Origin of the sequence: Amycolatopsis sp. WAC 04197, assembly GCF_003947475.1 — a bacterium.
Lineage (GTDB): Bacteria > Actinomycetota > Actinomycetes > Mycobacteriales > Pseudonocardiaceae > Amycolatopsis > Amycolatopsis japonica.
Genome location: NZ_QHJK01000012.1, coordinates 128,108 through 153,575 on the forward strand (window position 1 = coordinate 128,108; position 25,468 = coordinate 153,575).

Sequence of the window (25,468 nt, forward strand, 5' to 3'; positions counted from 1 at the left end):
CGATGTTTCCGATCAGAGATCTAGAACGAGGCGGTGGGACGGATGTCGACGCAGCCGGGAACCACTGAGCGCAACGAGCCGAATCCGGGCGACGTGACCTTCGATCTGGACACGACCCCGACCAGGGACGTCCGCCATGGCGTCCGTCAACTGCTGTGCCACTACCGGGGACTCGCCGTGGACGACGCGGTTCTGGTGGCGGACGAACTGATCAGCAACGCCCACCGGCACGGTGACGCGCCCCGCGTCTGCCGTCTCGGCCTCACGCATCAGGGCCGTTACGTGCGGATCGAGGTCGACGACGCCTCGCCGCGCCGGCCGCGGCGGCGGACCCCGGACGGTTCCGGCGGGCGTGGCTTGCTGCTGATCGACCGGCTCGCCGCCACCTGGGGCGTCCGGAATTTCGCCGACCACAAGACCGTGTGGGTCGAACTCGCGTTGCACCACGGGGGAAACAGCGGTCACGCGCCGCACTTGTCGGCGGCGCGCACCTGGGACAGCGAGGACTAGCGGTGCGCCGCGGAACGGGCGGAACCCGGTCCGGCGTCGCCTTTCCCCGCGTCGCCGGTCCGGTACCGTCGCCCGGTGTGAATCACCCGCCCCAGGCCGAATCGCCACCGCCCGACCTGGACATCGTCCGCCGCGTCGTGAGCGGGCGCGTCGTGGTCGCGGTGACCGGCGAAGTCGACACCGACGCCGCGCCGATACTGCGCACGGCGGTCATGGCCGCGATCGACGACACCGCCGGTACCTGTGTCCTTGATCTGACCACAGTGGACTTCCTCGACTCCGCCGGCCTCGCCACGCTGATCAACACCGACGCTTACGCGAAGGAACAAGGAAAATCACTGCGTATCGCCGTGGACTCCAACAGCCCGGTGATCCGGCCCATCGAAATCACCGGACTCGACATCGTGCTGAGGCTCTACCACACCGTCGACGAAGCCCTGCACGCCTCGAACCGGCGCCCGCACCCCGAGCGCTGACAGACGAAGACATCGAGCCCGGAAAACGAAGAAGCCCAGGCCTGTGGCCTGGGCTTGTGCTCCCCCGCTTGGACTCGAACCAAGAACCCTCCGGTTAATCGGCGGGTGTGGCCCTCAGTCGTCGCCGATCGGCCTGAGCTGGAACGTTTGCGATCGCTCATGCTTTGAGTCGCGGTCGGTCGCCCTCGATCGAGATCGTTTGTGAGCCATAAATCCTCCCTCGTTCGAGACTCGCCTACGCGGGTAGCTCGTCCGATACGGCTCGACTCGACGGTGGTGACTGTGTCTCACGCCACGCTCCCTCCACCACTACCACCACCCACAATCACCTCCTCGATCTGCGACATCGCCGCGGGGAACGCTTTACGCAAACCCGGCAGCCGCGAGCCCCCATGCCTTGGGAGACAGGGGTGGTTGTCTACACCAATGCAGCCCGTCTTGGCTCAAGCGAAGGGTGATCCCTCGCGAACCCGGACGAGTCTCGGCGGTTCAAGGATTCGCACCCACCCGGTGGCCCTCGGCGCACAGGATGAACGGCGACGGTCCGTCCATCGGCCGGGGCCTTCCGGCGAGAACGGACCGCCGCCTCCATCTTCATCGTGGCACCCCGGGTGCGGGCGTGACGCCCAGGACTGCCACGTGGTATTCACCCTAGGGCAACCGCCGATGTCGATGTGGGCAGCGAGCTTGGACGGAAACACTGAAGTTTCGCGGACGGCATCCGCCAGCGAACCCTTCGCCCTGGAGATCCGATTCGCGGATACCCGGCCCGCTGAGTTTCGCGAGATCATGGAGCGCTTGCCCGCCTCGGTCAAGCGAATGACGCATTTTAACCCGGACGCGGGAAATCCGCCGCCGAAGGCTAGTGCACCCGTCGCCCCTTGTGCGACCTTGATCTCGGGGAGCGTCGAGGTAAACGGGGAATTCGACAACACGGTTCTCACGTGCAGACCAAAATGCGTTTCCTTCTCAGTCAATCGATTCGAGGGGAAGACACCATGAAAAACAAGCAGACCATCGCGTGCGCGGCTCTGGCCGGGCTCGCCATGTTCGTCGCCGCACCTGCGGCATCCGCCGCGCCTGAGGGACCCAGCTCCGAAATTCGTGTTCTCGCGCAGGAGCAGACCGATTTCGGCGGCTGGGTTGTGTACACCGTCGACGGCACCTCCGGCAGCATGGGTGCGCAGACGGTGAAGGAGGTCGGCGGCGGAATCTGGTCGTATGGCTCCGGACCGAACGCGATCGGGCAGAAGGGCTGCCATTCCCAGTACAAGCACGACCATGTCTCCCACGGGTCGTCCGTGGAAATGGACGGCCGCACGGATTCCGACTACGTCGGTCCAGGCGCGGTTTCGGACGCCAGGCTGGTCTTCTACACCACGGCCACCTGTAAGGCGTATTGGCGCAAGTAGCCGCTCGGCAAAGGCGTCGGTGCCGCTGACTCCGGCATGCCGGGGATCACGACGGGGCCGAGTGACGGCCGCGAACTCGAGGACGGCACCGTGAGCGGCTGGTGCCGTCCTCTCGCGAGCCCGCGCCGGTCATCGGCCCGCCGGCGACCGCCTCACAGACGTCGCCGCCGAGCGGTCAGGAACACCATGTCAGCCTCGGTGGTCAGGTCGGTCAGAGCGAGGCCGGCGCTGTCGAGCCAGGTGATCAGCTCTCCTGCGGTGAAGGATCGGACGTTGAAGGTGCGCTCGTGCCGGTGCTGGAAGTAGCGCCGCGCGGGGCTCTCCGACCGCAGAAAGGTGAAGGCGGTGAACACCCCTCCTGGGCGCAGGCAACGACCGGCTCCGAACAGGACGGCGCGCGGGTCTGGGAGCAGCTGCAGGGCGTTCGAGCAATTGACACCACCCAACGACCCGTCGGCGAACGGCAGAGCCAGCGCGCTGGCCCGGATCACCGGCACTTCTGGCAGAGCGGCGCGGATCGAGGTGAGCATGGCCCTGCCGAGGTCAAGGCCGATCACCTGATCGCTGCCCAGGTGCCCGGCCAGCGTCCGGGTCCAGCGACCTGCTCCGCAGGCCAGGTCCAGCAGAGGGGCATCGCCCGCACCGAGATGTCCCCGCAGGTAGTCGTCCTCCACCTCCGGCGTGACGGCCCCATCCCAGTTACCGCCCATGATCTCGAGAAACGCGACGCGGGTCTTCGCCTCGTAGTGCGGCACGTGCAAGGGATCCTGCAGATAGAACGGTCCCAGCCCGGATTTCATTCGCATCTCGGGGGCGAAGTCGGGGTACTCGCCATTCGCCGGGTATTCGTTCGCGCACGCGGCACATCTCAGCCCGCCACTCGTTCGCGCGAGGCCGCCATGACAGGCTGGGCACGCGAGCGCCCGGCGAAGTGCCGGTGTGAGCTTGTCAAGATCGAACATCGGCTCCCCTGATGATCGCGTGTTCGGCTCGCCCGCCGAGGAAGGCGAGCAAAGCCTGGGTCTCGGCGTCCCATAGGCCGCGGATCGCCACTTCGTCGAGTTCGAGCGCGTCTCGCCATTCTTGGTCGGCCGCGCGCTCGACATCCGTCCATATCCCGGGGGTCGGCCACACGCGGCCAAGACTGTCCAGTGGTGCACGGTCAGAGAAATCAGGTCGTCGCAGGCACCTCAGGAGCCGCAGCCGGTCCGGCTCCGCGAGTACTCGTGTCGACAAGGCCGCCTCGATGAGCGGCGCTTGCCCGGGAAAGTGCGCGAAGAGGTAGCTCAGGCCGAGAGAAACCGCTTCAGACGGCTCATCTCGCGCCAGCGTAAGCAGCCCGGCGGCCTCGGAACCGAAATCGACACCGGTGCGTTCGGCGATGATGCCGAGTGACAGGAAGGCACGAGCGTGTACGGGCGCACGGCCTGCCCTTCCCGCCGCCGTAATGAGGTCGGCGACGAGAGTTCGCGGAAAGGGCAAAGGTTCCGGACTGGTGGCGATCAACTCTTCGATCGTGGCGTAGTGCTCATCGAGTTCGGCCGGCTCCCGGCCCGAAACCACACGCCTGCCCAGATCCGCCAAGGTCTCGGGCAGGGGGCCGAAGATCCGGCAGCCGTGGCGCAGAGCCTGTTCGGCCATCCGCCGGGGCTCGGTGAGGGCGGCGCTCCCGGCAGCGGGAACTTCTTCGGTCTCCGCGGCCGGGCTCACTTCACGGAAGAAACCTTCGAATCCGGCTGGGGTGACCACGAGGAAGAAGTGAGCCTCCGGCGAAACGACTTCGAAGTTGTGCGGCTGGTTACGGGGCAGGAAGACCGATTCGCCGGCTCCGGCCCTCCCCTTGACCCCGTTCTTCGCGTACTCGATCTCCCCGGACAGCACGCAGAGGATCTCGTCCTCCCGGCTGTGAACGTGCGGCGGTGTGGCGTAGCCCTGCAGGACTTTCTCCTCCACGACGGCCACCATGCCGTCGGTGAGGGCGGCGTCCGCCCGGATCGAGAGCAAACCGCCCAGATGCCAGCGGGATCGGTCTTCGGATGGCTCGTCAGGACGCAAGGACATGGTTCTCCTTCAGCGGAGGACGGGGAACACGGCCGGACCTCGTCCGGTCGCCGAGCGGATGAAGTCGTCGGGCGCTACGAGGTCTGCGAGCACCACGGCCGTCCTCGTCAGGGCTTCCTCCGGTGGCGTGGGCGCATCCGCCACGACCGCGTCGAAGTCGAGCAGGTGCACGGTCGCTTCGACCACTCTGGTCACTAGGTAATCCAACGTCCGCATGGTGCCCGCGATCGTCGGCAGCAGCCGGTCCGGACGTCTCCGTGCCGCTTCGAGCACCGGAACGGCAGCGCTGTCGAACGCCTCAGCCAGCGAGGTCACCGAGTTCCGCGCAGCCCATTCCTTCGCCAGCTCCGCCACTCCCTCATCGGGCCGCACACCCTTCGCCATCAGTAGCCCGAAGTATCCGGCTCCGTCCGGTATCCCCGGCGCGCCGTCGGTGGCCCGGCCGGTCAGGTCCAAGGTGGTCGTGGCGCCCCGGCTGACGTGGGCGTAAAGCTCCTTCACCGACCAGACCCCGAGTCCTGGCCTCTCCCAGACCGACGCCGGTGCGTCACGACCGGCCCGAGCCCAGCGTCGCCAGAGCCCTTCGAGCAGATCGACGTCTTCGGCGGTGCCACGCGAACGCGCGGTCATCGCCGCTCCCCCCGGGGTGTGCCGACGAGAACGGTCATCGCGTCTCCGGAGCGGGTGCCCGGCGATCCGGCACCGGGGCGCCCGATCGCGACAACGCGGACCTTCCCGGCGGTGGACCAGAATTCGGTCCACCGCCGAGTGCGCACCGTACCCGGCCAGGGAAGCGGCGTGATCGGCTCCCGCGCGAGGGTTCGGACCGCTTCCAGGATGTCGGCCGGGCGCATGACGCGCATCAAGCCGGGCAGGGACCGGTACCCGGACCATCGAGGACCTGAACCCATGCACTGACTCCGGAAGCTCAGGGGGCCAGGACCGATCGGGAGCGACGAAGCGTAGAACAAGGGTGGCCCGATGCCGGACTTTTCGCGGTCGAGCTGACGTCGCAGACGCTCCGTGTCGAGAAGCAGCAAGTAACCCCGGTCGGGGGTCACGACCGGGACGACCAGTTCGAGAAGGCAAACCCCGTCGGTGATTCCGGGCCGGTCTCGCGGATCCCAGCACACCTCGGCCCGGGGAAGCCGTCGTTTCAGGGAGGCCGTCGCCCAGCAACGCAACGAGGCGTGCGGCATCCACCGGGTGCCGACCGGCGTCTGCGGCTCAGCGGTCGTCACGCCTCGGCTCCTCACGATCGGCAGCGAGTCCTATGGCTTGATGTACTGAAGCATGCCGACTTCCGCGGCCTCAGGCGACGAGATCGGAGTCTTTGGTCATTCGGTCACGACTTTCGGGCAACTCGCACCCGCCGGGAATCGAAAACCGATCAGTTCCTCGGAGGTCTCCCAGATCCGGCGGGCCTCGTCGGTGTCGCGGAGGCGCGAGTACAGTTTCTGCTCGGCCGGAGGCCCGGACAGGTGCCGGAAGCCGCTCGGACCGTAGAGACGGCCGCCTTCGGCTTGGGGTGACGTCGCGGCGTAGAGCGCGGGCAGCAGGGCCGTCTCCACCTTCCCGAAGACGATGCCGCGTGCGGACAGCGCGCGGATGAAGCGCACCATCACGGTGTCCCGCTCGCGGCCTACCTCTGGACGGGCCGCGAGCAGGTTCGTGGGTGTCACGCCGGGGTGCGAGAGATTGCTGGTGACGCCCCACCCCTGGGCCCGGCTCCGCCGGTCGAGCTCGAGCCCGAACAGGCCGAACGCGATCTTGGACTGGCTATAGGCGTGCTGACCCTTGTAGGTCCGCTGCCACTGGAGATCGGCCCAGTTGACGGAATGCTGGTCGGCGGCGATGCTGATCTGCGAGGTGATCCGGGCGTTTCCTTTTCGCAGCAATGGAAACAGCCGGGCGACCAAGGCGAAGTGACCAAGGTGGTTCGTGCCGAACTGCAGTTCGAAACCGTCCTTTGTGGTCTGACGATCAGGTGGCGTCATCACGCCGGCGTTGTTGACGAGGATGTGGATCGGCCTGCCTTCGCCGACAAGCCGGTCCGCCATCGCCGCGACCGACTCCAGCGAAGACAGATCCAGATCTCGAAGGGAGACTTCGGCGCCGGGGTGCAGATCCCGGATCTTCGTCAGAGCGGCCTGCCCCTTGCGCGGATTGCGGACCGGCATGACGACCTCGGCGCCCGCCGCCGCCAGCCGGGCAGCCAGGCCCAGGCCCAGGCCGTCACTCGCGCCGGTGACCACCGCGAGTTTACCGGTGAGATCCGGCACGGAGATGTCGGGCGTGATCTTGGCCAAGGCTTCCTCCTGCGCACGGGGTGACCCCTGTCAGATTAGGTACGGCCTGACCAGGGTCAAGTTTTGTCACCCATGCGCATGGCGGCGAGGACCAGGTAAGCGGCGGCCATGGGAAGCCGGCCTGGACGACGCCGCACGCGCGAGGTCGGTGAGCATCCGAATGCCCGCCGCCCCCGTCCGGCAGGGCTCAGCCGGTGCCCCGGAAAGCCAGGAGTGCACGGCGGGTTTCGGCGGACGATCACCTTATGTCCACCTTTCCACGCGACGCGCCCGGGAACTGTGATTCGTGTCATTTTCCCGATCCGCGAAAAAGTCCGAAGGCCCGGAACATCCGCAGGTGGCCAGGATTTTCAGGAAAATCCCTCGCGAATCAGGAAGTCCGAGCGTAGACGCATCCAGCGACCATCGGCCACAACGGCCGACCGGGTGAAATATCACCGCCGCCGGACAGTTGACCCACCTGAAAACATCCGCCATTCTTCCTGCCGAGCCGGCGTCGCCGGCCGCCGCGAATCGGCCGCGTTATTCCTTGAACGGAAAGAAATACTCATGCCTGGATTCGTCGAAGTCGCTTCGGCACCGAGAAACTCGAGACCGGATATCACATTCGAACCCGATGACGAAATCATGAAAGGCGCGAATCTGCTCGGCCGGGTGATCTTCGGTGCCCGCGGTTTCGCACCCGAAATGCGTGACGGCGTGCCCACCCTTGGCGTGCCGATGCTCACGGACGCCGAAGCCGGGTTCCAAGAGATCTTCGCCGCGTCGGGTCCGGTGATGTCGGGCCGGGACGGCGGTCTGGCCTACGCCGTTGACGGACGTCATCTGTTCTGCACCGCCCAGGTCGCCGAACGGACCGTGTATCGGGACGCTGCCCGGATCGCCTACGATTCAGCCTTCGAACTAGCGACGCGTCTCGGTTATCCGAACGTCCTCCGCATGTGGAACCTGGTCGGCGGCATCATCGACGACAACGCCGACGGCATGGAGATCTACCGCGACTTCTGTATCGGAAGAGCCGAAGCGTTCGGGTTGTGGGCGGGCCGTATCGGCCGGATTCCCGCCGCCACCGGAATCGGCACCCGCGGGCGGGGTGTCTACCTGTATTTCCTTGCCGGACGTGCCGATGCGAACGTGCGACACCTGGAGAACCCCCGCCAGACCCCCGCCTACCACTATCCGGAGCGTTACGGCCCCCAAGCGCCGAGCTTCACCAGGGCGACGCTGGCGGAGGGGACTCTGTACATCTCCGGAACGGCCAGCATCCTCGGAGACGAGACCGTGTGCCTGGACGACGTCGCAGGCCAGCTGGCCGTCACCCTGGACAACATCTCGGCGCTGATCTGCGAAGACAACCTGCGCCGCGCCGGGACGGGAAGCGGCTACACCCTGCGCGATCTGGATCTGATCAAGGTCTACGTACGCAGGGCGGCCGACATCCCACTGGTTCGCGCTCGTTGTGAAGAGGTCTTCTCGCCGGAGGCTCAGGTCGCTTATCTCAACGTGGACATCTGCCGCCCGGACCTGCTCGTGGAGATCGAAGGAATGGTGCCGTGAACCTGGCAGCGCATCTCGCCGGACTCGCTCGTGTACAGGGCTGGCCCTCGCGCCCGGCGTACACGGCCGACGGAGTGACCGTGTCGTACGCGGAGTTGCACGCCGGTGCGAAACGCTTCGCGGGCGGTCTGGCCGCCCGCGGGACGACCGCAGGCGACCGGATCCTGCTGGCGCTGCCCGACAGTGTCGAACTCGTGCAAGCGGTACTCGGGACCGTTCAGCTTGGCGCGGTGGCGATCCCGGTCAACACCCTCATGCACGAGTCCGCCTTACGGCGGGCGGCCGAAATCGCGGTCCCGCATCTCACCGTGGCCACACCGGGCACGCCGGGGCTCGACCGAGCCGGCTCGGTCACGCCTGAAGATCTGCTCGCCGCGGAACCCGTGGATGACTACGCGGCGACGGAGCCCGACACACCCGCCTTCGCTTTCTTCACGTCAGGTACCACAGGCCGGCCGAGACTCTGCTTCCACACCCACGGCGACCCGGCGGTGTACGACCTGGCCATCGGCGAGGTGATCGGGCTGACGCCCGACGACGTGACGCTGTCGGCATCACGGATGTACTTCGCCTATGGTTTCGCCAACTCGATCCTCATGCCGCTTCTCCGAGGCTCCACCACCGTGCTGAGCCGCGAACGCCTGACCGAATCGGCGGCGCTCGACCTGATCGCCCGGCATTCCGTTTCAGTCCTCTATGGACAACCCAGTTTCTATGCACGACTGCTCCGGCTTTCTTCGGTGGCGTCGCTGGGTCGGCTTCGCCTGGCGCTGGTGGCCGGGGAGCCGTTGCCGAGTACCGTCGAGGCGGGACTGCGCGCGATCCTCGGCAGGCGTCTTCTCAATATCTTCGGCACGACCGAGCTCGGGCACGCGGTGATCGCCAATACCCTGATCGATCAACGGGAAGGCACGATCGGGCGGATCCTGCCGCCGTACCGCATGCGAGTCGTCGGCCATGCGGGTGAAGAGCTGCCCCCGTACACCGAGGGCAGGCTGGAGGTGCGCGGGCCGACGATCGCGCCGGGCGTCACGCGGGGTTCCGACCTGCCGCGGCGTCTGCCGGACGGCTGGTACGCGACCGGCGACGCGGCGACGGCGGACCACGATGGCTTCGTTCGCCTCCATGGGCGGCTGGACGACATCGAGATCGTGGGCGGGCAGAACGTGCACCCGGTCGAGATCGAGGATCTGCTCGCCCGCCACTTCGCCGTCCAGGCGGCCGGTGTGTGCTCGGTGCGGGGCAGTACCGGCGCGACCTTGTTGCGCGCCCACCTCGAACTGGCCGCCGGCACCGAGGCGGACCAGGTGATCGCCGAAGTCGCCTCGCTGGCGACACGGAACCTCAGCTGGTACGAGGTTCCGCAGGAGTACGTCGTCACCGACGCCCTTCCTCGTACCCCGGTGGGCAAACTGGACCGCCGGGCACTCCGGACTTTGGCGGGTGCCCGATGACCATCCGTGCGAAAACCGGGTTCGATGTCAAAGCGCTCGCGGCGGTCGCGGTCACGATGTTCCTCTGGGCGTCCGCCTTCGTGGGAATCCGCTTCGCCGGTGCCCACTACGAGCCGGGATCGCTCGCTTTGGGCAGTTGCTGGTGGGCGCGCTCGCCCTGGGCCTGATCGCCATGTCGAAGGGGGTTCCCCTCCCGAACCGGAAGGCCTGCCGGGAATCGCCGGTGCCGGAGTGTTCTGGTTCGGCCTGTACATGGTCACCTTGAACTGGGGCGAGCGGTACACGGACGCGGGTACTGCCTCACTCGTGGTCGGCGTGGGCCCCGTTCTCGCCGCCATCCTGGCCGCGGTCGTCCTGAAGGAGGGGATGCCCGCCAAACTCCTGGCCGGGCTGGTCGTCGCTTTCGGCGGCACCGCGATCGTGGGTTTCGCTTCGCACCAAGGCGAATCCACCGTGGGCGGTGTCGCGTTGTGCCTGCTGGCCGCGGCCGGGTACGCGGTGGGGATGGTTTCCCAGAAACCCGTCTTGCGCCACGCCACGGCTCTTCAGGCCACCACTTTCGGCTGCGCGGTGGGCGCGATCGCTTGCCTGCCCTTCGCCGGACAGCTCGTCGACGACGTCGCGACCGCCCCGGCTTCCGCGACGTGGTCGGTCGTGTACCTGGGCCTCCTGCCCACCGCGCTGGCGTTCTACACCTGGGCCTATGCCCTGTCGCGGACACCGGCCGGGGTACTCGGGGCGACCACCTACGTCGTACCCGTGATCGTCATCGGGCTCTCGTGGCTCCTTCTCGACGAGGTACCCGCGATGCTCGCCCTCGCCGGGGGAGCGCTTTGCCTCGCCGGGATCGGGGTGACCCGGCTCCGCAGCGGGAAGGGGAATTGACTATCGGACTTCTCCCGTCGTCGCGACGGCTTCCTTCCTCGAGCGTAGTTTCACGCGTACCGACTTCGGCACGTGGAGCATCGAGACCCGCGCCGTCGCGGGGCGGCGCCGCACCGGTTCCCATCGCCACGAGCGCACGATCTCCGCGAGCACGATGACGATCTCGGCCAGTGACACGGTGTTGCCGATGCACAACCGGGAGCCGCCGCCCCAGGGCACGAACGATCCACGGGGCGGCGCCGCCCCGGTCCAGCGGTCCGGGTCGAACCGGTCGGGATCCGCGAACACCGCGGGGTCGCGTCCCAGCAGGTAGGCGCTGTAGGCGATGTTGACGCCCGCCGGGAGCGGATGCCCGCCGAGAACGGTTTCGCGCGTCGTGATCCGGGTCAGCAGCCAGGTCGGCGGGTGCAGGCGCAAGGACTCGTGCACGATCTGTTTGAGGTAGGGCAGCTGATCCACGTCCGGCCAGCCCATTTCCCGTTCACCCACCACCCGCCGGACTTCCTCGGCCGCGCGATCCTGCACTTCCGGGTGATGCGCGAGCAGGTCGAGCGTCCAGGACAGCACGGTCGACGAACTCTCCACCGCCGCGAGGAACATACTGATCAGCTCGTCGTGGATCTCCTCGTGGCTGAAGCCGCCACCGTCGGCGTCCCGAGCCGCGAGCAGGACTTCGGGCACGTCGGCGGTCGCACCGGTGACGGGACAGCCCGTGGCCCCTGCGGAGCGAAGCGAGTCGTCGATGGCTTCGTGGACGCGCTTGCTCGCGCTCGCCCATTGCCGCCCGCCGGTGAGCCGGCGCAGCGGACGCGGCGTGATCAACCTGCGGAGCCAGCCCGCCGCGATCGTGCCGATGTCCTGTTGCAGCCGCTCGAACTGCTCGGCGTTGATCCGCGACGAGAACAACGTGGCGATCGAGACGCGCCGAATGATCGTGTGCATCGCCGCGCGCGCGTCGAGCACTTGCCCGTCCCGCCAGGACTCGATCACCGGGGTGCTGTGCTCCACCATCAGTTCCGCGTATCGGGGCAGCCGGGAGCGGCTGAACACCGGTTGCACGAGTTGCCTGCTCCGCCGGTGACGGTCATGCCCGCAGGTGATCAAGCCGTTGCCCATCACGGTGCGAACCTGGTCGAAGACCGCACCCCCGCGGTCGTAGTCCGAATCGTGGACCAGGACCTCTTGGACCAGCTTCGGGCTGCACACCACGTACACCGGAAGCCGGCCGATGTACAGGCGGACCAGGTCGCCCTGCGCCGGGAGTGAATGCAGCAACGACCATGGCCTCAAAAGCCGGAGAGCGTGTCCGACCAGCGGTATCGCCCCCGGCGCGGTCGCCGCTTCAGCGGGACTTTCCTGTTTCTGAAGCACGAAATCTCCACTTCCTCGTGCGGTGGCGGGTTTCCCACGCTCAGCTGGTGATCACCCGGATGTGGAACGACGACCCGGAAACGGTCTGGAGTTCGCCGTACCGCGAACGGTCCGGAACATGTGCCCGTGCCATGCCCAGGTGGTGGACGCAGGCTCGGTCGAGCCACCAGGTCAAGTCCGGGTGCGTACGCCGAGCGGTCTTGACCTCGGCTTGACGCCTTCGCACTCGAAGCAGATGCTGCCGCGCCAATTCGGCGGCGGCTTCGGCCGGAGTGATGGATCGCTCGTCCGCGACCAAGGTGCAGAGGTTGGGCACCTGCTGTCGCGCGTCCCGTTCCACCGAAGTCGGATCATTGAAAGCCAGCACGTAGTCCTCGGCGGCGAATACGTAGGCGTTCCGTACCGGCTCGGTGTTCCGTTGCTCGGGCGTCAGTTCTCGCCGGTGCACGTACTCGAGCAGGTCCAGCCAGGGGACGGCCCCGGTGCCGTCCAGCCGTCGTCGCCAGTACTGTTCCAGGGCCTCCCGCCGACCTCGCTCCGGGTGCCGAGCGCTCGCGTACCACGTTTCCAGATGGCCGAAGAACAGCTGGAGCCAGTCCTCGCTCATATCGGCGTCACGCAGGGCCGCGCCCACCGAAGCCCACTCGCGAAGGTAAGGGTCGGCGCCTGGCAGGCTCGTCCCTCGCAGTACGCCGAGGACGGCTTGCGCGTGGGCTTCGCCGACCCCCCAACGCTCGCTCACGTCGTCATCCATCGTCCACAAGGTCAGCAGCCGCGCGATCACGGTGAGGCGTTCGGGGTCACCTTCGGGGTAGGAGTGGCAAGCGAAAAGTTCGGCGTGCCGCAGCGGGACGAGATCACGGGGGTAGCCTCCCGGAATGAGGGTGGCCCTGCCGGCCCACTCCCGCAGACTTCCGCCGACTGCCTCCAGCAAGCTTGCTGCCGGCCTTTCGTCCCAGGCCATCGGGTACCACATCGCCACCCGGACGGGCGAGGCAGTCGCGGACGAAACCATCGGAGCACCCCTTCAAGCTGCGGTAACCACCCTCGCAAGGGCAGATTAAGCAGTAGCTCGAACGGGTGTTACCCGCCGTACCACCCGATGGAACGTCGGGTGATACGACATTCGGCATTCCATCGTGTGGAACAGGCGTTCCGCAATCGCCGGTGGCGGTGTCACGGTTCCGAGCGGAGGTGACCGCTCATGCTTGCCGGTAAATCAGTGCTCGTGACGGGCGCGGCGAACGGGATCGGCCAAGCCACCGCGGTGGTGCTGGCCAGGCACGGGGCCGCGGTGGTGGTGGCCGACATCGACGAGGAGAACGGCTCGAAGGTCGCGGACAGCATCATCGCCGACGGCGGTAAGGCGACGTTCGTGGCCGCGGACGTGACCACCGAATCCGGTGTCAAGGCCATGATCAAGTCGGCGGTGGACACTTACGGGAGCCTCGACTGCGCCGTGAACAACGCCGGTGTCGACGGCGAACGTACCCGGCTGCACGACTCCTCGGACGACAACTGGAACCGGGTCATCGCCGTCGACCTCACCGGTGTCCGCCTCGCCCTCAAACACGAGGTGGCGCAGATGCTCCGGCAGCCTTCCCGAGGGGCGATCGTGAACATGTCGTCGGCCGCCGGGCTGGTCGGGGTGGACGAGGGGCTCTCGGCGTACGTGGCCGCGAAACACGGGGTGATCGGCTTGACCCGTGTGACCGCGCTCGAATATGCGACCGAAGGAATCCGGGTGAACGCCGTATGCCCCGGCGTGGTCCGCACCCCGATGCTCGACCGGCTCCTTCAGCAGGGGATCGTCACCGAGGAGTTCGCGCGAGGCATGCATCCCGTCGGCCGGCTCGCGGAGCCGTCCGAGGTGGCGGAAGCGATCGCCTGGTTGTGCTCCGACGCCGCTTCGTTCGTCACCGGTCACCCTCTCGCCGTCGACGGTGGCATGACCGCGCGATGAGAGGGGCACCCATGACCACCGAGACCTCGGATCAGACAGCGCACTCGGTGCGCATGATGGAGCTGCTGACCGGGTTCCAGATGTCCCAGGCCGTGTTCGTCGCGGCCGAGCTGGACCTGGCCACCCTGCTGCTCGACGGGCCGCGAACGGTCGCGGACCTCGCACAGCGCGTCGGCGCCGACGCTGACGCGTTGACCCGGGTGATCCGGATCCTGGTCCCCTATGGAGTCTTCGAGCTGACCAGTGGCCTTGTCTCGGTGACTCCGCTGGGTAAGAGCCTCGCTTCGGGCGTGCCCGGATCGGTGAGGGACATCGCGCGATACTTCAGGCAGACCCATTACCTGCCTTTTCAAGACCTGCTGCATACGGCGCGCACCGGGCAGCCTGCCGCGCGGCACCATCTCGGCATGCCGTTCTTCGACTGGATCACCGAGTCGGACCACCTCACCCGGTTGCAGAACTCGGCGATGGCCGCCGGTCTCGGCGGCCGCGACGACGACTTCTTCGACGGATACGACCTCCCACCGGGCGAGGTCGTCGCCGATATCGGCGGTTCGGACGGAACGGTGCTCCTCCGTCTGCTGGCCCGCTATCCGGCGCGAGCCGGGATCCTCTTCGATCTGCCCGAAGTGGTGGCGGGCGCGACGAGCAAGGTCGCCGCGGCGGACGACGACCGGGTCCGCGTCGTCGGCGGAAGTTTCTTCGACACCGTCCCCGCCGCGGACATCTACATTCTCTCCGTCGTACTGCACAATTGGGACGACACGCAAGCCGGCCGCATCCTGGCGAATATCGCCCGGTCGGCACCCGCTCGCGCGCGACTCGTCCTGATCGAGATGGTACTTCCCGACGAGACCGCTTCGGCGTTCACCGCGGCGATCGATCTCACCATGCTGGCCATGCTCGGCGGGCGGGAAAGGACCGCCACCGAGTGGCGCGACCTGCTCGGCCGGAACGGCTTCACGCTCAATCGCGTGGTACCCACTCCGACCCCCTTCGCGATCATTGAAGCGACGTTGCGCTGAGCGCAAGCCCGAGCGGACAGACCGGTGACGTCGCTCCCGAAGCACGGCAGGTCCCGCGTCGGCTTCCCTTGCCCTGCTCGATCCTCGCTCGTCATTGGTGAGGGAAGACCCTCTGAAATCAGGGCACGAAGATGAGATCCATCTACCTCTATCGGCGTTCTGACACATTACAGCCGGATAACAAGCATGTGGTCGACGACAGAGTGGAGTGCCAGTGATCAAGAAGTCTCTTGCCGTCCTTCTGGTCTCTCTTGCGACATTGATAGCGGTTGCCCCCGGCAGCTCTGCTGTGGAGCCAGTCAATCGTGGGGAGTATCCGACAATGGAGGCGGCCCAGGGAGCCTGCATCATGGGCAAGTGGGCGGGCCAATTCGAACGCTGCGATTTCGTCATTTCTCCGCGCGGGCCCGTCTATCTCTTCACCAATCGCTGATCGGCAACCATCGGCTGTCAGGGAACCGTGGCGGCCACTATCCTCGATCGCCCCTCTCCGATACCGGAGGGGCGATCGAGGTGGTCGAACCGAAGGCAGTGACTATGGTCGGTTGCCCCGAACAGTCCGCCGGATCGCATCTTCTCGCCGTCCTGTGGGTTTCCCTCGGATCGAGTCCGCAACTCCCGCTTCCACACGGGAACCTGGACCGCATAGTCCACAAGCTCCATTCGGAAGCGCGTGATGACGTGACCGGGCGCGACGGCCCGCCTCATCCGAGTCTGCCGCGTTGAAAGACCGAGCATTCGGGGAAGCGAAACGCGAGATCATCAAGGTTCGGCGTGTCCATTCCGCGCCCTTGACCTGACCGAACCCAAGCACTCACGACCCCCGCGCCCGGCCGCGTCACCGGTGATCGAGTACCGGACGTCCGAGTTGGTGAGTGCTTCCCCTACGACTCACCCTCGGTCGCTCCCCGTGTTCGCACGTTCTCGTCTCGTACCCGAATATGAGCGTCCCCGATCGCCGTGCCGACCGTACCGGTGGTCGATTCCTCGGATGAGCGAAACGGATATGGATGCCAGTCAAGTTCCCTGCGCTGGGGCATGGGCCCGGCAGAACGGCAGCGGCCGATCGACCGCGCCGACACGCCGGGCGACCAGTCCGCCGCTCACACGATCGTGCCCGATTCCTCCTTCGGCACCAGGGTGGTCACCGGTCGATGCCAAGTCCGAAAAGGACCTCATAACGGCAAGGACCACCAGACCGGGTGAGATCCCGACTCGGCCTCGCCCGGTCTCGTACCTTCCCCCCCGCCTCGCCCAAAGAGAGAAAATCCGCCATGCCCGATTTGTCGCCCCCGTCGAACGCGCACGGTCCGACCGTGGAGTCACCTCCCGGCACCGACGTGCTCACCCGGCTCGAACGCCTGCCGTTCACCCGCGTCCACCTCAGGGTCGCGTCGATCCTGGGCGTCGGCACGCTGATCGACTCCTTCGACGGCCTCGTCGTCGCGGTCGCCATGACCTCGATCCTCACGACGTTCGGCGCGCCGCTCTCCGTCGCGGGCCCCCTCATCGCCGCCGGTTACGTCGGCCAGATGGTGGGCGCTGTCGGCTTCGGAATCCTGTCGGAGCGCTACGGCCGCAAGTGGGCGTACATCGTTTCGTCGCTCATCTTCGGCGGGCTCTCCCTCGCCGCGGCGTTCTCGTGGAGCGTCGACAGCCTGATGGTGCTACGGCTGGTGCAGGGAATCGGACTGGGCGCCGAGGTCCCGGTCGCCGCGGCGATGTTCAACGAGTTCGTCAGGGCGAACGCGCGAGGCCGGATCGTCACCCTGTACGAAAGCCTGTTCATCTGGGGAATCCTGCTCGCCTCTCTCGTCGGCGGCGTGTTCCTCGCGGTGTTCCCGCCGGAGACAGCCTGGCGCGGCCTGTTCCTGCTCGGCGCGCTCCCACTGGTGACGGCGGCGTGGGCGTGGTTCCGGCTGCCCGAGTCACCCCGCTACCTCGTCGAACGAGGGCGCGTCGACGAAGCCGACCGTGTCGTCGCGGAAATGGAGCGCGCGGTGGACCTGCCCGACGGCCCGGCGCCGGCCACGCAGGCCGCGCCCGCTGTCACGTCCATATCCCGCGGTCGAACCCGGTTCGGCGAGTTACTCGGCCGCGAGTACCGCGGTCGCACCATCTTGCTCTGGTCGACCTGGTTGACCACATTCTTCGCCCTGTGGGGCTTCACCACCTTCATGCCCACCTTGCTGGTGAAGATCGGCGGCCTCTCGCCGTCCGCGGCGTCGTTGCTGACCGGCGCCATCACGGTCGGAGATCTGATCGTGCTGTACATCGCGGCGTTGACCCTGGACCGGATCGGACGCCGATTCTGGTTCATCACCGGGTACTCGCTGGCCCTGGTCGGAGCCGTGCTCGGCGTCGTTTCGATCGGGCTCTTCGGCGCGAGCGGCTGGCAGATGCTGTTCGCGTCCGGCGCGATCGTGCTGATCGGCGTCAACATCAACGCGCCGCTGATCTACATGTACAGCGCCGAGCTCTACCCGACCCGAATGCGGGCCTGGGCGACCAACGTCGGAAGTTCGCTGCGCAGCCTCGCCGCAGTCGTCTCGCCGGTCGTGCTCGGCTTGCTCGTGGAACGGCCCAACGGCATCGTCATCGCGTTCGTCGTCTTCGGCGCGGGACTGGTCATCGGCCTCGTCGTCTTCCTCAAGCTCGGGATCGAGACCCGGCAGCGATCCCTCGAAGAACTCGCGCGATAGAAAGGAAGCTCGTGGAAGCCACCCTCATCAACGTCTTCATCGTCCCGCCCGAGCGGGAGGAGGAATTCCTCGCGAACTGGGACCGGACCTCGGAAACCTTCCGGAAAACGGGCGCGCTCCTGGAGGCGCATCTGCATCGCAACACCGAGGTGGGTGACAGCTCCTTCCGATACGTCAACATCGCCCGCTGGACGAGCGCGGAAGCCTGGCGCAAGGCACACGAGGAGTACCCGCCCACGGAGTACCAGGTGCCCGGCATCAAAGGACACCCTTCGATCTACGAAGCGCACCGCCACGTCTACTCCGAGGAGGGCGCGGCAGACACCGGACACTGGATCGCGACGCCTGCCCGCGACTGACCACGAAGCTTCGGCTTGGCCGCGACTCAACGAAATACCTCATCTTTACCGTCCACAAGAGACGGTCACGACCGTCCCGGGCACCGGTCCGTGAAGGCCTCCTTGAGGGACCCAGAGTCCCTCAAGGAGGCCTTCACGGACTCGACATTCGCCCCCGACCAAAATAGTCCACAAAGGACATACCGGGTGACGCAGGAACTCCATCGAGTGTACCGACGTATTGCCGCCGAACACGCAAAGGCAATATTCCCCCGCCATTCAGGTATTTCGCTCGGTGTACCCATGCGGACGCTATCCCGGATGATCATCATCCTGCACAGTCGATCGAGGATCGTGTCACCCCTCGGAAGGACTGTGTTCCGTGCCCAGCGAAAAGCCCGCCGGCAGCAGAAGGAAAACCTACGGCGATCGCACTTATGTACATACCACGATGCTTCGGCATCAAGGGGTCGTGGTTTCGTTCGCGCTCGATGACGAACGGCGTCTCCACTACAGCGTCCTCGATCTGGACGCCACTCCACGCGAATCCACGGAAGACGAGCCCGGGCACGCGGAACTGGACGTCCGTCACTGGGCCGATGATCCCCGCCCGGCCGTCTTTCCCCGCGAACTGGCGAGGGCGGGTTACGCCGCCTTGGGGGCGGATTCACTGCCCCGGGTGCGCGCGGGCGGGCGGGAGGCGGAAGATCCCGACGACGTCATCCCCGACGACGAGATCGACGAATTCCTGTCGGGCACAGGCAGGCTGACGGCTTTGGCGCCGTTCCAGGTCGTCTCGGACGGCAAGCACATCTTCCTCTTCCGGCAGGCGATCGCGGCGGGGCACGCCGACGCCGTCGTCCGTACCGAAAGCGGGGCGTTGTCAGGAAAGAGCGAGGGGGCGGCGGCGGTCGCGGTGGCGCCGGACGCGCTGCTGTGCGACCGGTTCGTCCTTGCCGGCGGGGAATTGCGTCCGGTCCGGGAGGTCCGGTACCGGCGCAGCAGGCACCGGACCCGCCCCGCGTCCGCCAAGGACACCCTCGGCAGCACCGACATGAACGAGAAACCCTTTCTCGAACCGACCCTTGAACTGGGTTTCGCGGGGCCACTCACCGACGGAAGGTTCACCGTACTGGTGGTACCGACCGCCGTCTCGGGTTCGAGCCGCTGGCAGTTCTTCGTGTACAACGCCCGCTCGGGACAGATCGATTCGATCAACGTCGATCAGGACGAGGACGGGCTGTTCGGCACGCGCGGTTCCCTCCTGTACACGAGCCCCGATCCCGCCCACCGCGACTCGGTACTCGAACGCTCGCCTGGTGTCTGCCCGTTCACCCGCCGCCCTTTGGTGCCGGTCGAACCCGATCATCGCTTCGCGGAATCCGCCTTGCTGCTGGCCGGCCGAGGTCACGTGGAGGCGCCCGCTCCTCCGGGTTTGGGGCAAGGGCCTTACACGATCGAGGCCTGGATCAGGTGGGACGGCGGCACGGGAACGGTTCTGTCCACCGGCGAGGCCGGGATCGGTGTGACCGTGGAGGAAACCGGGCTGCTCATGGTGAGCCATGGTGAGAGCGCCGTGCGCGCCACAGCGGAAGCCACCCTGAAAGCCGGCGAGTACACCCATGTGGCCGTGCGCTACGACGGCACGGAAGCGACCCTCGCCACCGACGGGCGTCATCTCGCGCCGTCGGCGCTCGGCAAGGCGGTCGCCGGGAAGAAACTGCTCATCGGCGCGAAGACCGGCACGGAGCACCGGTTCACCGGGGTGGTGGACGAAGTGCGTGTCTGGACCTGCGCCCGGCGCCCGCAGAACATCGTGGACACGATGAGGCGGCGCCTGGTGGGCGACGAGCCGGATTTGGTGGCTTACTACCGTTTCGACGAGGGAAGCGGCAAGACCTGCTTCGACCAGAGCCCGCGTGCGGCCCATGCCACGTCGTCGGGGGTGGTCGAGTGGACCGTCTCCGGGGCACCGGTCGCCGATCACCCCGGTATCCGGCGTGATTCGTTCGTGGTGGCGGGCCGCAGGGTGACGAGCGGGCTCGCCGCCACTCTCTACCATCAGCAGGAAGAGGGAGTGGTGGGCGACGGGGCCGTCCGTCCGCTCAAACGCCAGGCACGGCTTCTCCTCGCCTGGGGCTCACACAGCGAGACGGAAGCGGACAACGCGCCGGGTCGCATCGCCGCCCTCGATCTGGCTATCGGGCGCGACGGCCGGGCGGCCCAACTACCCGACGTGGTCGATCTGCCGGTCGTCGGCACGGCCGCGGAGGAAGTGGACCCCGGCGAGGAGAACCGCCTACGGGCCGAGCTCGCGACCCTGCGAGAGCGGCTGAAGAAGGCGGACGAGGGCAAGCGGGCTCTTCAGAATGATGTGAAGGCTCCCTACCTGGCACAAGCGGCACTCAAGGACGCCCTCGCCAAAGCCACCGCTTCCCTCACCGGACGCGGGAAACGCGCGTCCTGTGTCGTCTACGCCACGAGTGGCGCCACGGGCGGGATGCGTCACCTAACCGTGCGAACCGGGACGAAAGCCGGAGAATTCACCCCCACCGCCGTATCGGATCCCGCCACGGAAGACGAGGCGGATCAGTGGGAGTGGGACCCGGTCCTCGGCAGGCTGACGAGCGTCAAAGCGGGGAAGGCCTTGAGCGCGCCTGGGCGCTATCCCGACGTCACCCTCGGTGATGGCGCGGGAGTTCTGTTCCAGGCGCACACCATTGGCGGCGGATACGGCAGGCCGTCTGATGAGGCAGAGGGGAAATACGTCTACGGCAGCCACGGCTATGGAGAGGCTGTCTGCTGGTGGTCCGGCAAACTGGCGATCCGGGACTACTCGGGGTACACGGCTTACAACGGGGAGATGCTCGAACTGTATCCCGTTCCGATCACTCCTTCCGGTGACGCCGAAACAGCAGCCGTCGCGGCGGTGAAAGCCGCCTTCGCACGTGTCGACGCCATTTCCGGCGCGAAAGCCGCCTTCCTCGCCTGGGACGCGGAGATCACCGAGCTGACCACGGAGATCGAGAACAAGGAACGCCGCCTCGGCGTGATCACCGACGGCACGAAGGGCCGCAGCACCCGGTCCTTCCCCATGTCGCATCTGGGGCAGGACCGGTTGGGCCTCGGCTGGTCCGGTGCGCTGCTGGGCTTCGCGACCACCTCGGGTTCGCCGTTCCTTTCGCCGAGCGGCACCGGTTCGCTGGGGCTCTACTACCGGGACGAACGAGGCAGGCTGACCGGTGTCTTCTACGACACCAACGTCGATCGGTCGACCAGACGGCTGGCGGCAGGACACGGCACGACCGTGTTGCTGACCGCGCGGGACGCCAGTGTCGATCTGGCGACCATGGCGATCTCCGTCACCGCGGGGGACTCCGGACGCCCGGATCGATGCTCACTGACCCTGAGTGTCCACGGTGGCGACACCGAGACCTGGCGGCTCCTCCCCCGGTCCGCCGAGGACTTCGCCGCCACGCTCAACGGCCGGCGGCGTGAGCCCCTCGCCGTCGGACCGCTCGCCGGGGTGAAGCAGGGATGCCTCACCTTGGCCGCTCCCGGAGCGGTCCGCGCGCTCGCCGAGGGCAGCCTGGTCACCGTGGGCGAAAAGACCTTCGTCGTCACCTCGGCGGTGGCGCCCGGGGCGACCGAGATATCCGTGCAGGGCGATCCGGGCACTGTGCCGGATGATGCGACGGTGTGGTCCGTTTCCCACGGCCCCGATCTGGTCACGCACAGTCGCCCCGGGCCGCAGGCCCGCTACGGATCGCGCTATGTGACCGCGGTGGTCATCTCCTCCGTCGGTGACGGTGACGGGGTCGTCGCCGACGGAGAGGCGGCCGAAGGTGGCGAAGCCCAGCCGCCGCAATGGTGGAGCGACCTGCCCGGCCGCGCGCTGAACTTCGCTGCCACTTCGGCACCGCCCGCGTTGCCATCGACGGCCGACTTGTCCGCCGCCCGGCTGGCCGACGATCTCACCATCGAGGCCTGGGTCCGTCCCGCGGCGGGTGCGACGGCGGAGGACCTGCGCAGAGTCGTGCACGCCAATACCGGGGACGCGAGCACCGATTCCCGGTTCACCTTCGGTTTCGGCCCGGCGGCGACGAACAAGGCGGACGGGCCACGCCCCTTGATCGCCGGGGTGGGTGACCGTTTCGTCACGTCGAGCGCCACCGTGCCCCCTGACCGGTGGAGTCACGTCGCCGCGACGTTCCGGCAGTCGTGGGCCCTCGAGTTCGGCAACGGAGTCCACGCCGAGGCACCGCACGCGAGTGACCTCAACATCGGCCGCGACCTCACCCTCGAGGTCTTCCTGCGGACGGGTGAGCTCGGCTCGCCGCAAGGACTGCTGGCCAAGGGGCGCGCGGACGACGGGCGCGGGCACAAAGTCCCTTATCAGCTCGGGCTTTCCGCGACGGGGAAGCTGGTGTTCTCCTTCGAGAACAGCGACGGCGTGCTGGTCAGCCACACCTCACGGGACGCGATCACGGCAGGCACGTTCCACCGGATCGCCGTCGTGCGGAAACTCGGCGATTCACGGGAGGAGAAGAAGGGCTCGCGAGAGATCTCGGCGCTCGACGCGGCGGGCAAACCGGTGAAGATGCTGGTGGACACGATCGAAACCCTCGTCGTCAAGCAGTGGTCGGAGATCTCCTTCCACATCGACGGGAAGGGCGCCGGTTCGGTTCGCCATGACGACGCCCCTGAACTGTCCCATCCGGGGCCGCTGGACATCGGCCGGACCCGCCGGGGCGCGACCACCTCGTCCTTCACCGGTGAGATCAGCGAGATCCGGATCTGGAACGTCGCCAGGGAGGCGAAAGACCTCGGCACCGACCTGCCACCCGCCGATCCGTCGGCGCCAGGAACCGCGAACTCCGTGGAAGACACGATCCGCCCGCAAGGGCTGATCGCCCACTGGCGTTTCGAAGAGAACGAAGGCAACGCGGCCAAGGACGAATCGGGAGCCCACGTCGCCCGGCTGAACGGTCCGAAATGGACCAAGAACCCCGACCCGAAGGGCAGCACCTTCCGGTTCTACATCGACGGCAAGGCGACACAGGCGACCTCGCTCACCGGCGCCTCGGCTCCGGCGGGCGGGGATTACGGGCCGTCGCAATTCACCCTGGGCGGGCGAGCCGCCGCCGACGGGACGACCGATCGCTATCTCGGGGTGCTGGAGGAGGTCCGCGTCTGGCGCACCACACGCGAGGAAGAACAGATCCTCGACAACCTCTTCGGACGGCTGACCGGTGAAAGCACCGACCTTCTCGCCTACTATCCGTTCGACGACGAGTCCACCGAACAGGACGCGGACGAACTGCTCGACCACGGCCCGCGCGGTTTCGACCTGGCTTTGGCGACCGGTGACGGACGGCCCACCACACTGATGTCCACCGCGCCCATCTCCTCGGAGACCCCCGAGGTGCGGCCGGTGTTCGCGACCGGCCAGCCCAGGTTCGTCCAGACGATCTCGGCGGTCCCGTCGGTGAGCGAGTACGCGGACGTCCAGCGCGGGCACGACCGGTCCACCCGGGGCGTCCTCAAGCGGGCTTACGCCTACGTCCAGGACGGCACCTGGAACCTCATCACCGGCTACAAGCTGGGGGACCTCGTCTCGGAATGGGTGGGGCAGGTGCAGTTCGATCCCCAGCTGATCGGCTACATCGAAGGAGCGCCTCCGATCCCGTCCGAGAACCTCATCGCCACTCGCAGGCCCAATTCGCTCAGCTACATCAACGCGACCACGGTCGAATTCCGTCAAGCCGACCAGGTCGTGCAGACCCTGTCGTCCGCGAGCGAGAAAAGCCTCGACGCGGCGACGGCGTTCAAACTGTCCACCAGCGCCGGCCCCGACACACTGCTGATCACCGCGCCGTTCGGCATCGGGACGGCGACCCCGGCCGTTGAGACCGATTTCGCCGTCGAGGGCGGTGGCTCGCTGGAGTTCTCAAACGGCTGGGGTGACCAGACCGAAGTGTCCGAAGACACCGACACCAGCCGCGTCACTTCGGTCGGGCTCAGCGGTGGCTGGGAGGCCGAACCGGCCTCGGAGGCGGACAAGCGGGCGATGGTGGAGAACGGCGGGCGGCGCTTCGCCCCGTCCAACACCGGTTACGCCCTGGTCCAGTCCGAGACCGCCGACGTTTTCGCTCTGCGTGTGCGGCACAGCGGAGCCGTCGTCGCCTACCGGATGCTGCCCAACCCCGACATCCCGCGCGACTGGAACCTGCTGCCGTTCAAGATCAACGATCGCTACACCAAACAGGGCACCTTGGACGGTATGGCCGGTTACGTCAAGCAGAAGAACACGGCGGGAGAGGAGGTGTGGGTCAAACGACAGGACGACGCCTACGCCGACGTCGAGGGCCAGGGGGAACGCAGCTACTTCAAACCCGCCGAGGCCTACCGGCTCAAACGCCGGATCGTGGAAGACCAGCAACGCAGGCAGGCGTACTACACGGGTGTCTCCAACAGCCCGCTGGGCGAGGATCCGACGCAGGAACGGGCCCGTGAACTGCTCAGCCGCTTCACCGGGCCGATCCCCGGGCCGGGCGCCAACGGGGGTCAGGGCAAGGAAGGGGACAGCTTCGCGCGCCGAGACATCGTCAACACCTACGTCTGGTCCGCGGACGGCGGCTTCTTCGCGGAATCCACCGGGTTGACCGACATGGTCACCGAGACCACCACCGGGTCCTATCGGTTCACGGGGATGGCTTCGGTCGGTCTGTCCACCGGGTTCGAGGTCTTCGGCGTCGGCCTCGGGTTCCAGATGGACGCCTCCTTCGGCGGAAGCATCAGCCGGACCCGTGCCAAGAGCAAGGAGGCGAGCCGCTCGTTCAGCCTGGAGGTGAAAGTCGACACACCGGGTGACATGCAGAAGTACGACAAGGACTTCAACCCCGTCTTCGATGCCAAGGGAACGCCGGAGGAGGTTCCTGGCCGGGTGGACGCCTACCGGTTCATGACCTTCTACCTCGACAGCGACAACGCGAACTTCGAAGACTTCTACGGCAAGGTCGTCGACCGCACCTGGCTCGACTCCGCCGATCCGAACGCGATCGAACTCAAACGGGCCTGCCAGGCCGAGCACAAGCCGCCGTGCTGGCGGGTGATGCACCGGGTCACCTTCGTCAGCCGCAAGCTCCCGCCGTTGACCGAGGGCGCCGCGGCTCCGCTCGAAAAGGCGATGCTGACGGCCGACATCGGCAGCGACTACGAGCTCGTCCGCAGGATCGAGCCGTACATCGACCCCGCGCTCACCGACCGGCGGGAGCTGCGCGAACAGGTCGGGGCCGCGATCGACCGGGTACTGCCCGAATTGGCCTCCCAGAAAGAGGTGGTCGCCGACCTCTTCGCGACCTACCACCAGCTGAGCTGACCGCCAGACGGGCCGTGGAGCGGC

General features: G+C 67.1%; 20 protein-coding genes. 13 read left to right on the forward strand and 7 right to left on the reverse strand.

Annotated elements, in window-relative coordinates:
* The first annotated feature begins 42 nt into the window (after window positions 1-42).
* The 3 genes from DMC64_RS42810 (at window position 43) to DMC64_RS36835 (ending at window position 2,398) form a co-directional block, all read left to right on the forward strand.
* Window positions 43-510: an ATP-binding protein gene (locus tag DMC64_RS42810; protein WP_158634292.1), complete on the forward strand. Its 468-nt coding sequence runs from the start codon at window positions 43-45 to the stop codon at window positions 508-510.
* A gap of 77 nt (window positions 511-587) precedes the next feature.
* Window positions 588-986 (forward strand): STAS domain-containing protein, encoded by a 399-nt coding sequence (locus DMC64_RS42815; RefSeq protein ID WP_158634293.1) that lies wholly within the window; start codon window positions 588-590, stop codon window positions 984-986.
* Window positions 987-1,930: 944 nt separating this feature from the next.
* Window positions 1,931-2,398, forward strand: coding sequence for a lactococcin 972 family bacteriocin (locus DMC64_RS36835; RefSeq protein WP_233629948.1), 468 nt, complete (start codon window positions 1,931-1,933; stop codon window positions 2,396-2,398).
* Between the two features lie 152 nt (window positions 2,399-2,550).
* On the opposite strand, the gene DMC64_RS36840 is transcribed toward DMC64_RS36835, so the two are convergent.
* The 5 genes from DMC64_RS36840 to DMC64_RS36855 form a co-directional block, all read right to left on the reverse strand.
* Window positions 2,551-3,360, reverse strand: a complete 810-nt coding sequence (locus tag DMC64_RS36840) for a class I SAM-dependent methyltransferase (RefSeq protein WP_158634294.1) — start codon at window positions 3,358-3,360, stop codon at window positions 2,551-2,553.
* Window positions 3,347-4,459: a cupin domain-containing protein gene (locus tag DMC64_RS36845; protein ID WP_125737272.1), complete on the reverse strand. Its 1,113-nt coding sequence runs from the start codon at window positions 4,457-4,459 to the stop codon at window positions 3,347-3,349. Before DMC64_RS36845 ends, DMC64_RS36840 begins: the two co-directional genes overlap by 14 nt.
* A gap of 9 nt (window positions 4,460-4,468) precedes the next feature.
* Window positions 4,469-5,089, reverse strand: a complete 621-nt coding sequence (locus DMC64_RS36850; RefSeq protein WP_158634295.1) for a maleylpyruvate isomerase N-terminal domain-containing protein — start codon at window positions 5,087-5,089, stop codon at window positions 4,469-4,471.
* Window positions 5,086-5,700 (reverse strand): hypothetical protein, encoded by a 615-nt coding sequence (locus DMC64_RS42820; protein WP_158634296.1) that lies wholly within the window; start codon window positions 5,698-5,700, stop codon window positions 5,086-5,088. Before DMC64_RS42820 ends, DMC64_RS36850 begins: the two co-directional genes overlap by 4 nt.
* Before the next feature lie 96 nt (window positions 5,701-5,796).
* Window positions 5,797-6,768, reverse strand: coding sequence for an SDR family oxidoreductase (locus tag DMC64_RS36855; protein WP_125737274.1), 972 nt, complete (start codon window positions 6,766-6,768; stop codon window positions 5,797-5,799).
* Window positions 6,769-7,194: 426 nt separating this feature from the next.
* Between DMC64_RS36855 and DMC64_RS36860 the strand changes: the two genes are divergently transcribed.
* From DMC64_RS36860 to DMC64_RS36870, 4 genes are all read left to right on the forward strand, one after another.
* Window positions 7,195-8,325 carry an FkbO/Hyg5 family chorismatase gene (locus DMC64_RS36860; RefSeq protein ID WP_233629949.1) on the forward strand — a complete coding sequence of 377 codons (1,131 nt, stop codon included), beginning with the start codon at window positions 7,195-7,197 and terminating at the stop codon, window positions 8,323-8,325.
* Entirely contained in the window at window positions 8,322-9,779 is a 1,458-nt protein-coding gene (locus tag DMC64_RS36865) for a class I adenylate-forming enzyme family protein (protein WP_125737275.1), read from the forward strand. The genes DMC64_RS36860 and DMC64_RS36865 overlap by 4 nt, the downstream gene beginning before the upstream one ends.
* Entirely contained in the window at window positions 9,776-9,946 is a 171-nt protein-coding gene (locus DMC64_RS43420; protein WP_233629950.1) for a hypothetical protein, read from the forward strand. Before DMC64_RS36865 ends, DMC64_RS43420 begins: the two co-directional genes overlap by 4 nt.
* Window positions 9,947-10,010: 64 nt before the next feature.
* Window positions 10,011-10,664, forward strand: coding sequence for a DMT family transporter (locus DMC64_RS36870; protein WP_233629951.1), 654 nt, complete (start codon window positions 10,011-10,013; stop codon window positions 10,662-10,664).
* On the opposite strand, the gene DMC64_RS36875 is transcribed toward DMC64_RS36870, so the two are convergent.
* Together DMC64_RS36875 and DMC64_RS36880 are read right to left on the reverse strand one after the other, a co-directional pair.
* Window positions 10,665-12,035: a cytochrome P450 gene (locus DMC64_RS36875; RefSeq protein WP_125737276.1), complete on the reverse strand. Its 1,371-nt coding sequence runs from the start codon at window positions 12,033-12,035 to the stop codon at window positions 10,665-10,667.
* A gap of 40 nt (window positions 12,036-12,075) precedes the next feature.
* Window positions 12,076-12,777, reverse strand: coding sequence for a terpene synthase family protein (locus DMC64_RS36880; RefSeq protein WP_125737277.1), 702 nt, complete (start codon window positions 12,775-12,777; stop codon window positions 12,076-12,078).
* A 462-nt stretch (window positions 12,778-13,239) separates the two neighbouring features.
* Between DMC64_RS36880 and DMC64_RS36885 the strand changes: the two genes are divergently transcribed.
* The 6 genes from DMC64_RS36885 (at window position 13,240) to DMC64_RS36910 (ending at window position 25,444) form a co-directional block, all read left to right on the forward strand.
* Window positions 13,240-13,998 (forward strand): glucose 1-dehydrogenase, encoded by a 759-nt coding sequence (locus DMC64_RS36885; RefSeq protein WP_125737278.1) that lies wholly within the window; start codon window positions 13,240-13,242, stop codon window positions 13,996-13,998.
* Between the two features lie 11 nt (window positions 13,999-14,009).
* The gene (locus DMC64_RS36890) at window positions 14,010-15,023 is read left to right on the forward strand and encodes a methyltransferase (RefSeq protein ID WP_158634297.1); all 1,014 of its coding nucleotides are present in this window, start codon (window positions 14,010-14,012) and stop codon (window positions 15,021-15,023) included.
* A 214-nt stretch (window positions 15,024-15,237) separates the two neighbouring features.
* Window positions 15,238-15,456, forward strand: coding sequence for a hypothetical protein (locus DMC64_RS36895; protein ID WP_125737280.1), 219 nt, complete (start codon window positions 15,238-15,240; stop codon window positions 15,454-15,456).
* Window positions 15,457-16,339: 883 nt separating this feature from the next.
* Window positions 16,340-17,725, forward strand: coding sequence for an MFS transporter (locus tag DMC64_RS36900; protein WP_158634298.1), 1,386 nt, complete (start codon window positions 16,340-16,342; stop codon window positions 17,723-17,725).
* Between the two features lie 11 nt (window positions 17,726-17,736).
* The gene (locus tag DMC64_RS36905; RefSeq protein WP_158634299.1) at window positions 17,737-18,084 is read left to right on the forward strand and encodes an antibiotic biosynthesis monooxygenase; all 348 of its coding nucleotides are present in this window, start codon (window positions 17,737-17,739) and stop codon (window positions 18,082-18,084) included.
* A 451-nt stretch (window positions 18,085-18,535) separates the two neighbouring features.
* Complete coding sequence (locus DMC64_RS36910) at window positions 18,536-25,444, forward strand: LamG-like jellyroll fold domain-containing protein (RefSeq protein ID WP_158634300.1); 6,909 nt, start codon at window positions 18,536-18,538, stop codon at window positions 25,442-25,444.
* The last annotated feature ends 24 nt before the right edge of the window (window positions 25,445-25,468 follow it).

What these genes read in the sequence shown, in the direction of transcription:
- DMC64_RS36845 (WP_125737272.1), bottom strand. Translation starts at nt 4,459, where the DNA reads ATGTCCTTGCGTCCTGACGAGCCATCCGAAGACCGATCCCGCTGGCAT.
- DMC64_RS36890 (WP_158634297.1), top strand. Translation starts at nt 14,010, where the DNA reads ATGACCACCGAGACCTCGGATCAGACAGCGCACTCGGTGCGCATGATG.
- DMC64_RS36840 (WP_158634294.1), bottom strand. Translation starts at nt 3,360, where the DNA reads ATGTTCGATCTTGACAAGCTCACACCGGCACTTCGCCGGGCGCTCGCG.
- DMC64_RS43420 (WP_233629950.1), top strand. Translation starts at nt 9,776, where the DNA reads ATGACCATCCGTGCGAAAACCGGGTTCGATGTCAAAGCGCTCGCGGCG.
- DMC64_RS42810 (WP_158634292.1), top strand. Translation starts at nt 43, where the DNA reads ATGTCGACGCAGCCGGGAACCACTGAGCGCAACGAGCCGAATCCGGGC.
- DMC64_RS36885 (WP_125737278.1), top strand. Translation starts at nt 13,240, where the DNA reads ATGCTTGCCGGTAAATCAGTGCTCGTGACGGGCGCGGCGAACGGGATC.
- DMC64_RS36850 (WP_158634295.1), bottom strand. Translation starts at nt 5,089, where the DNA reads ATGACCGCGCGTTCGCGTGGCACCGCCGAAGACGTCGATCTGCTCGAA.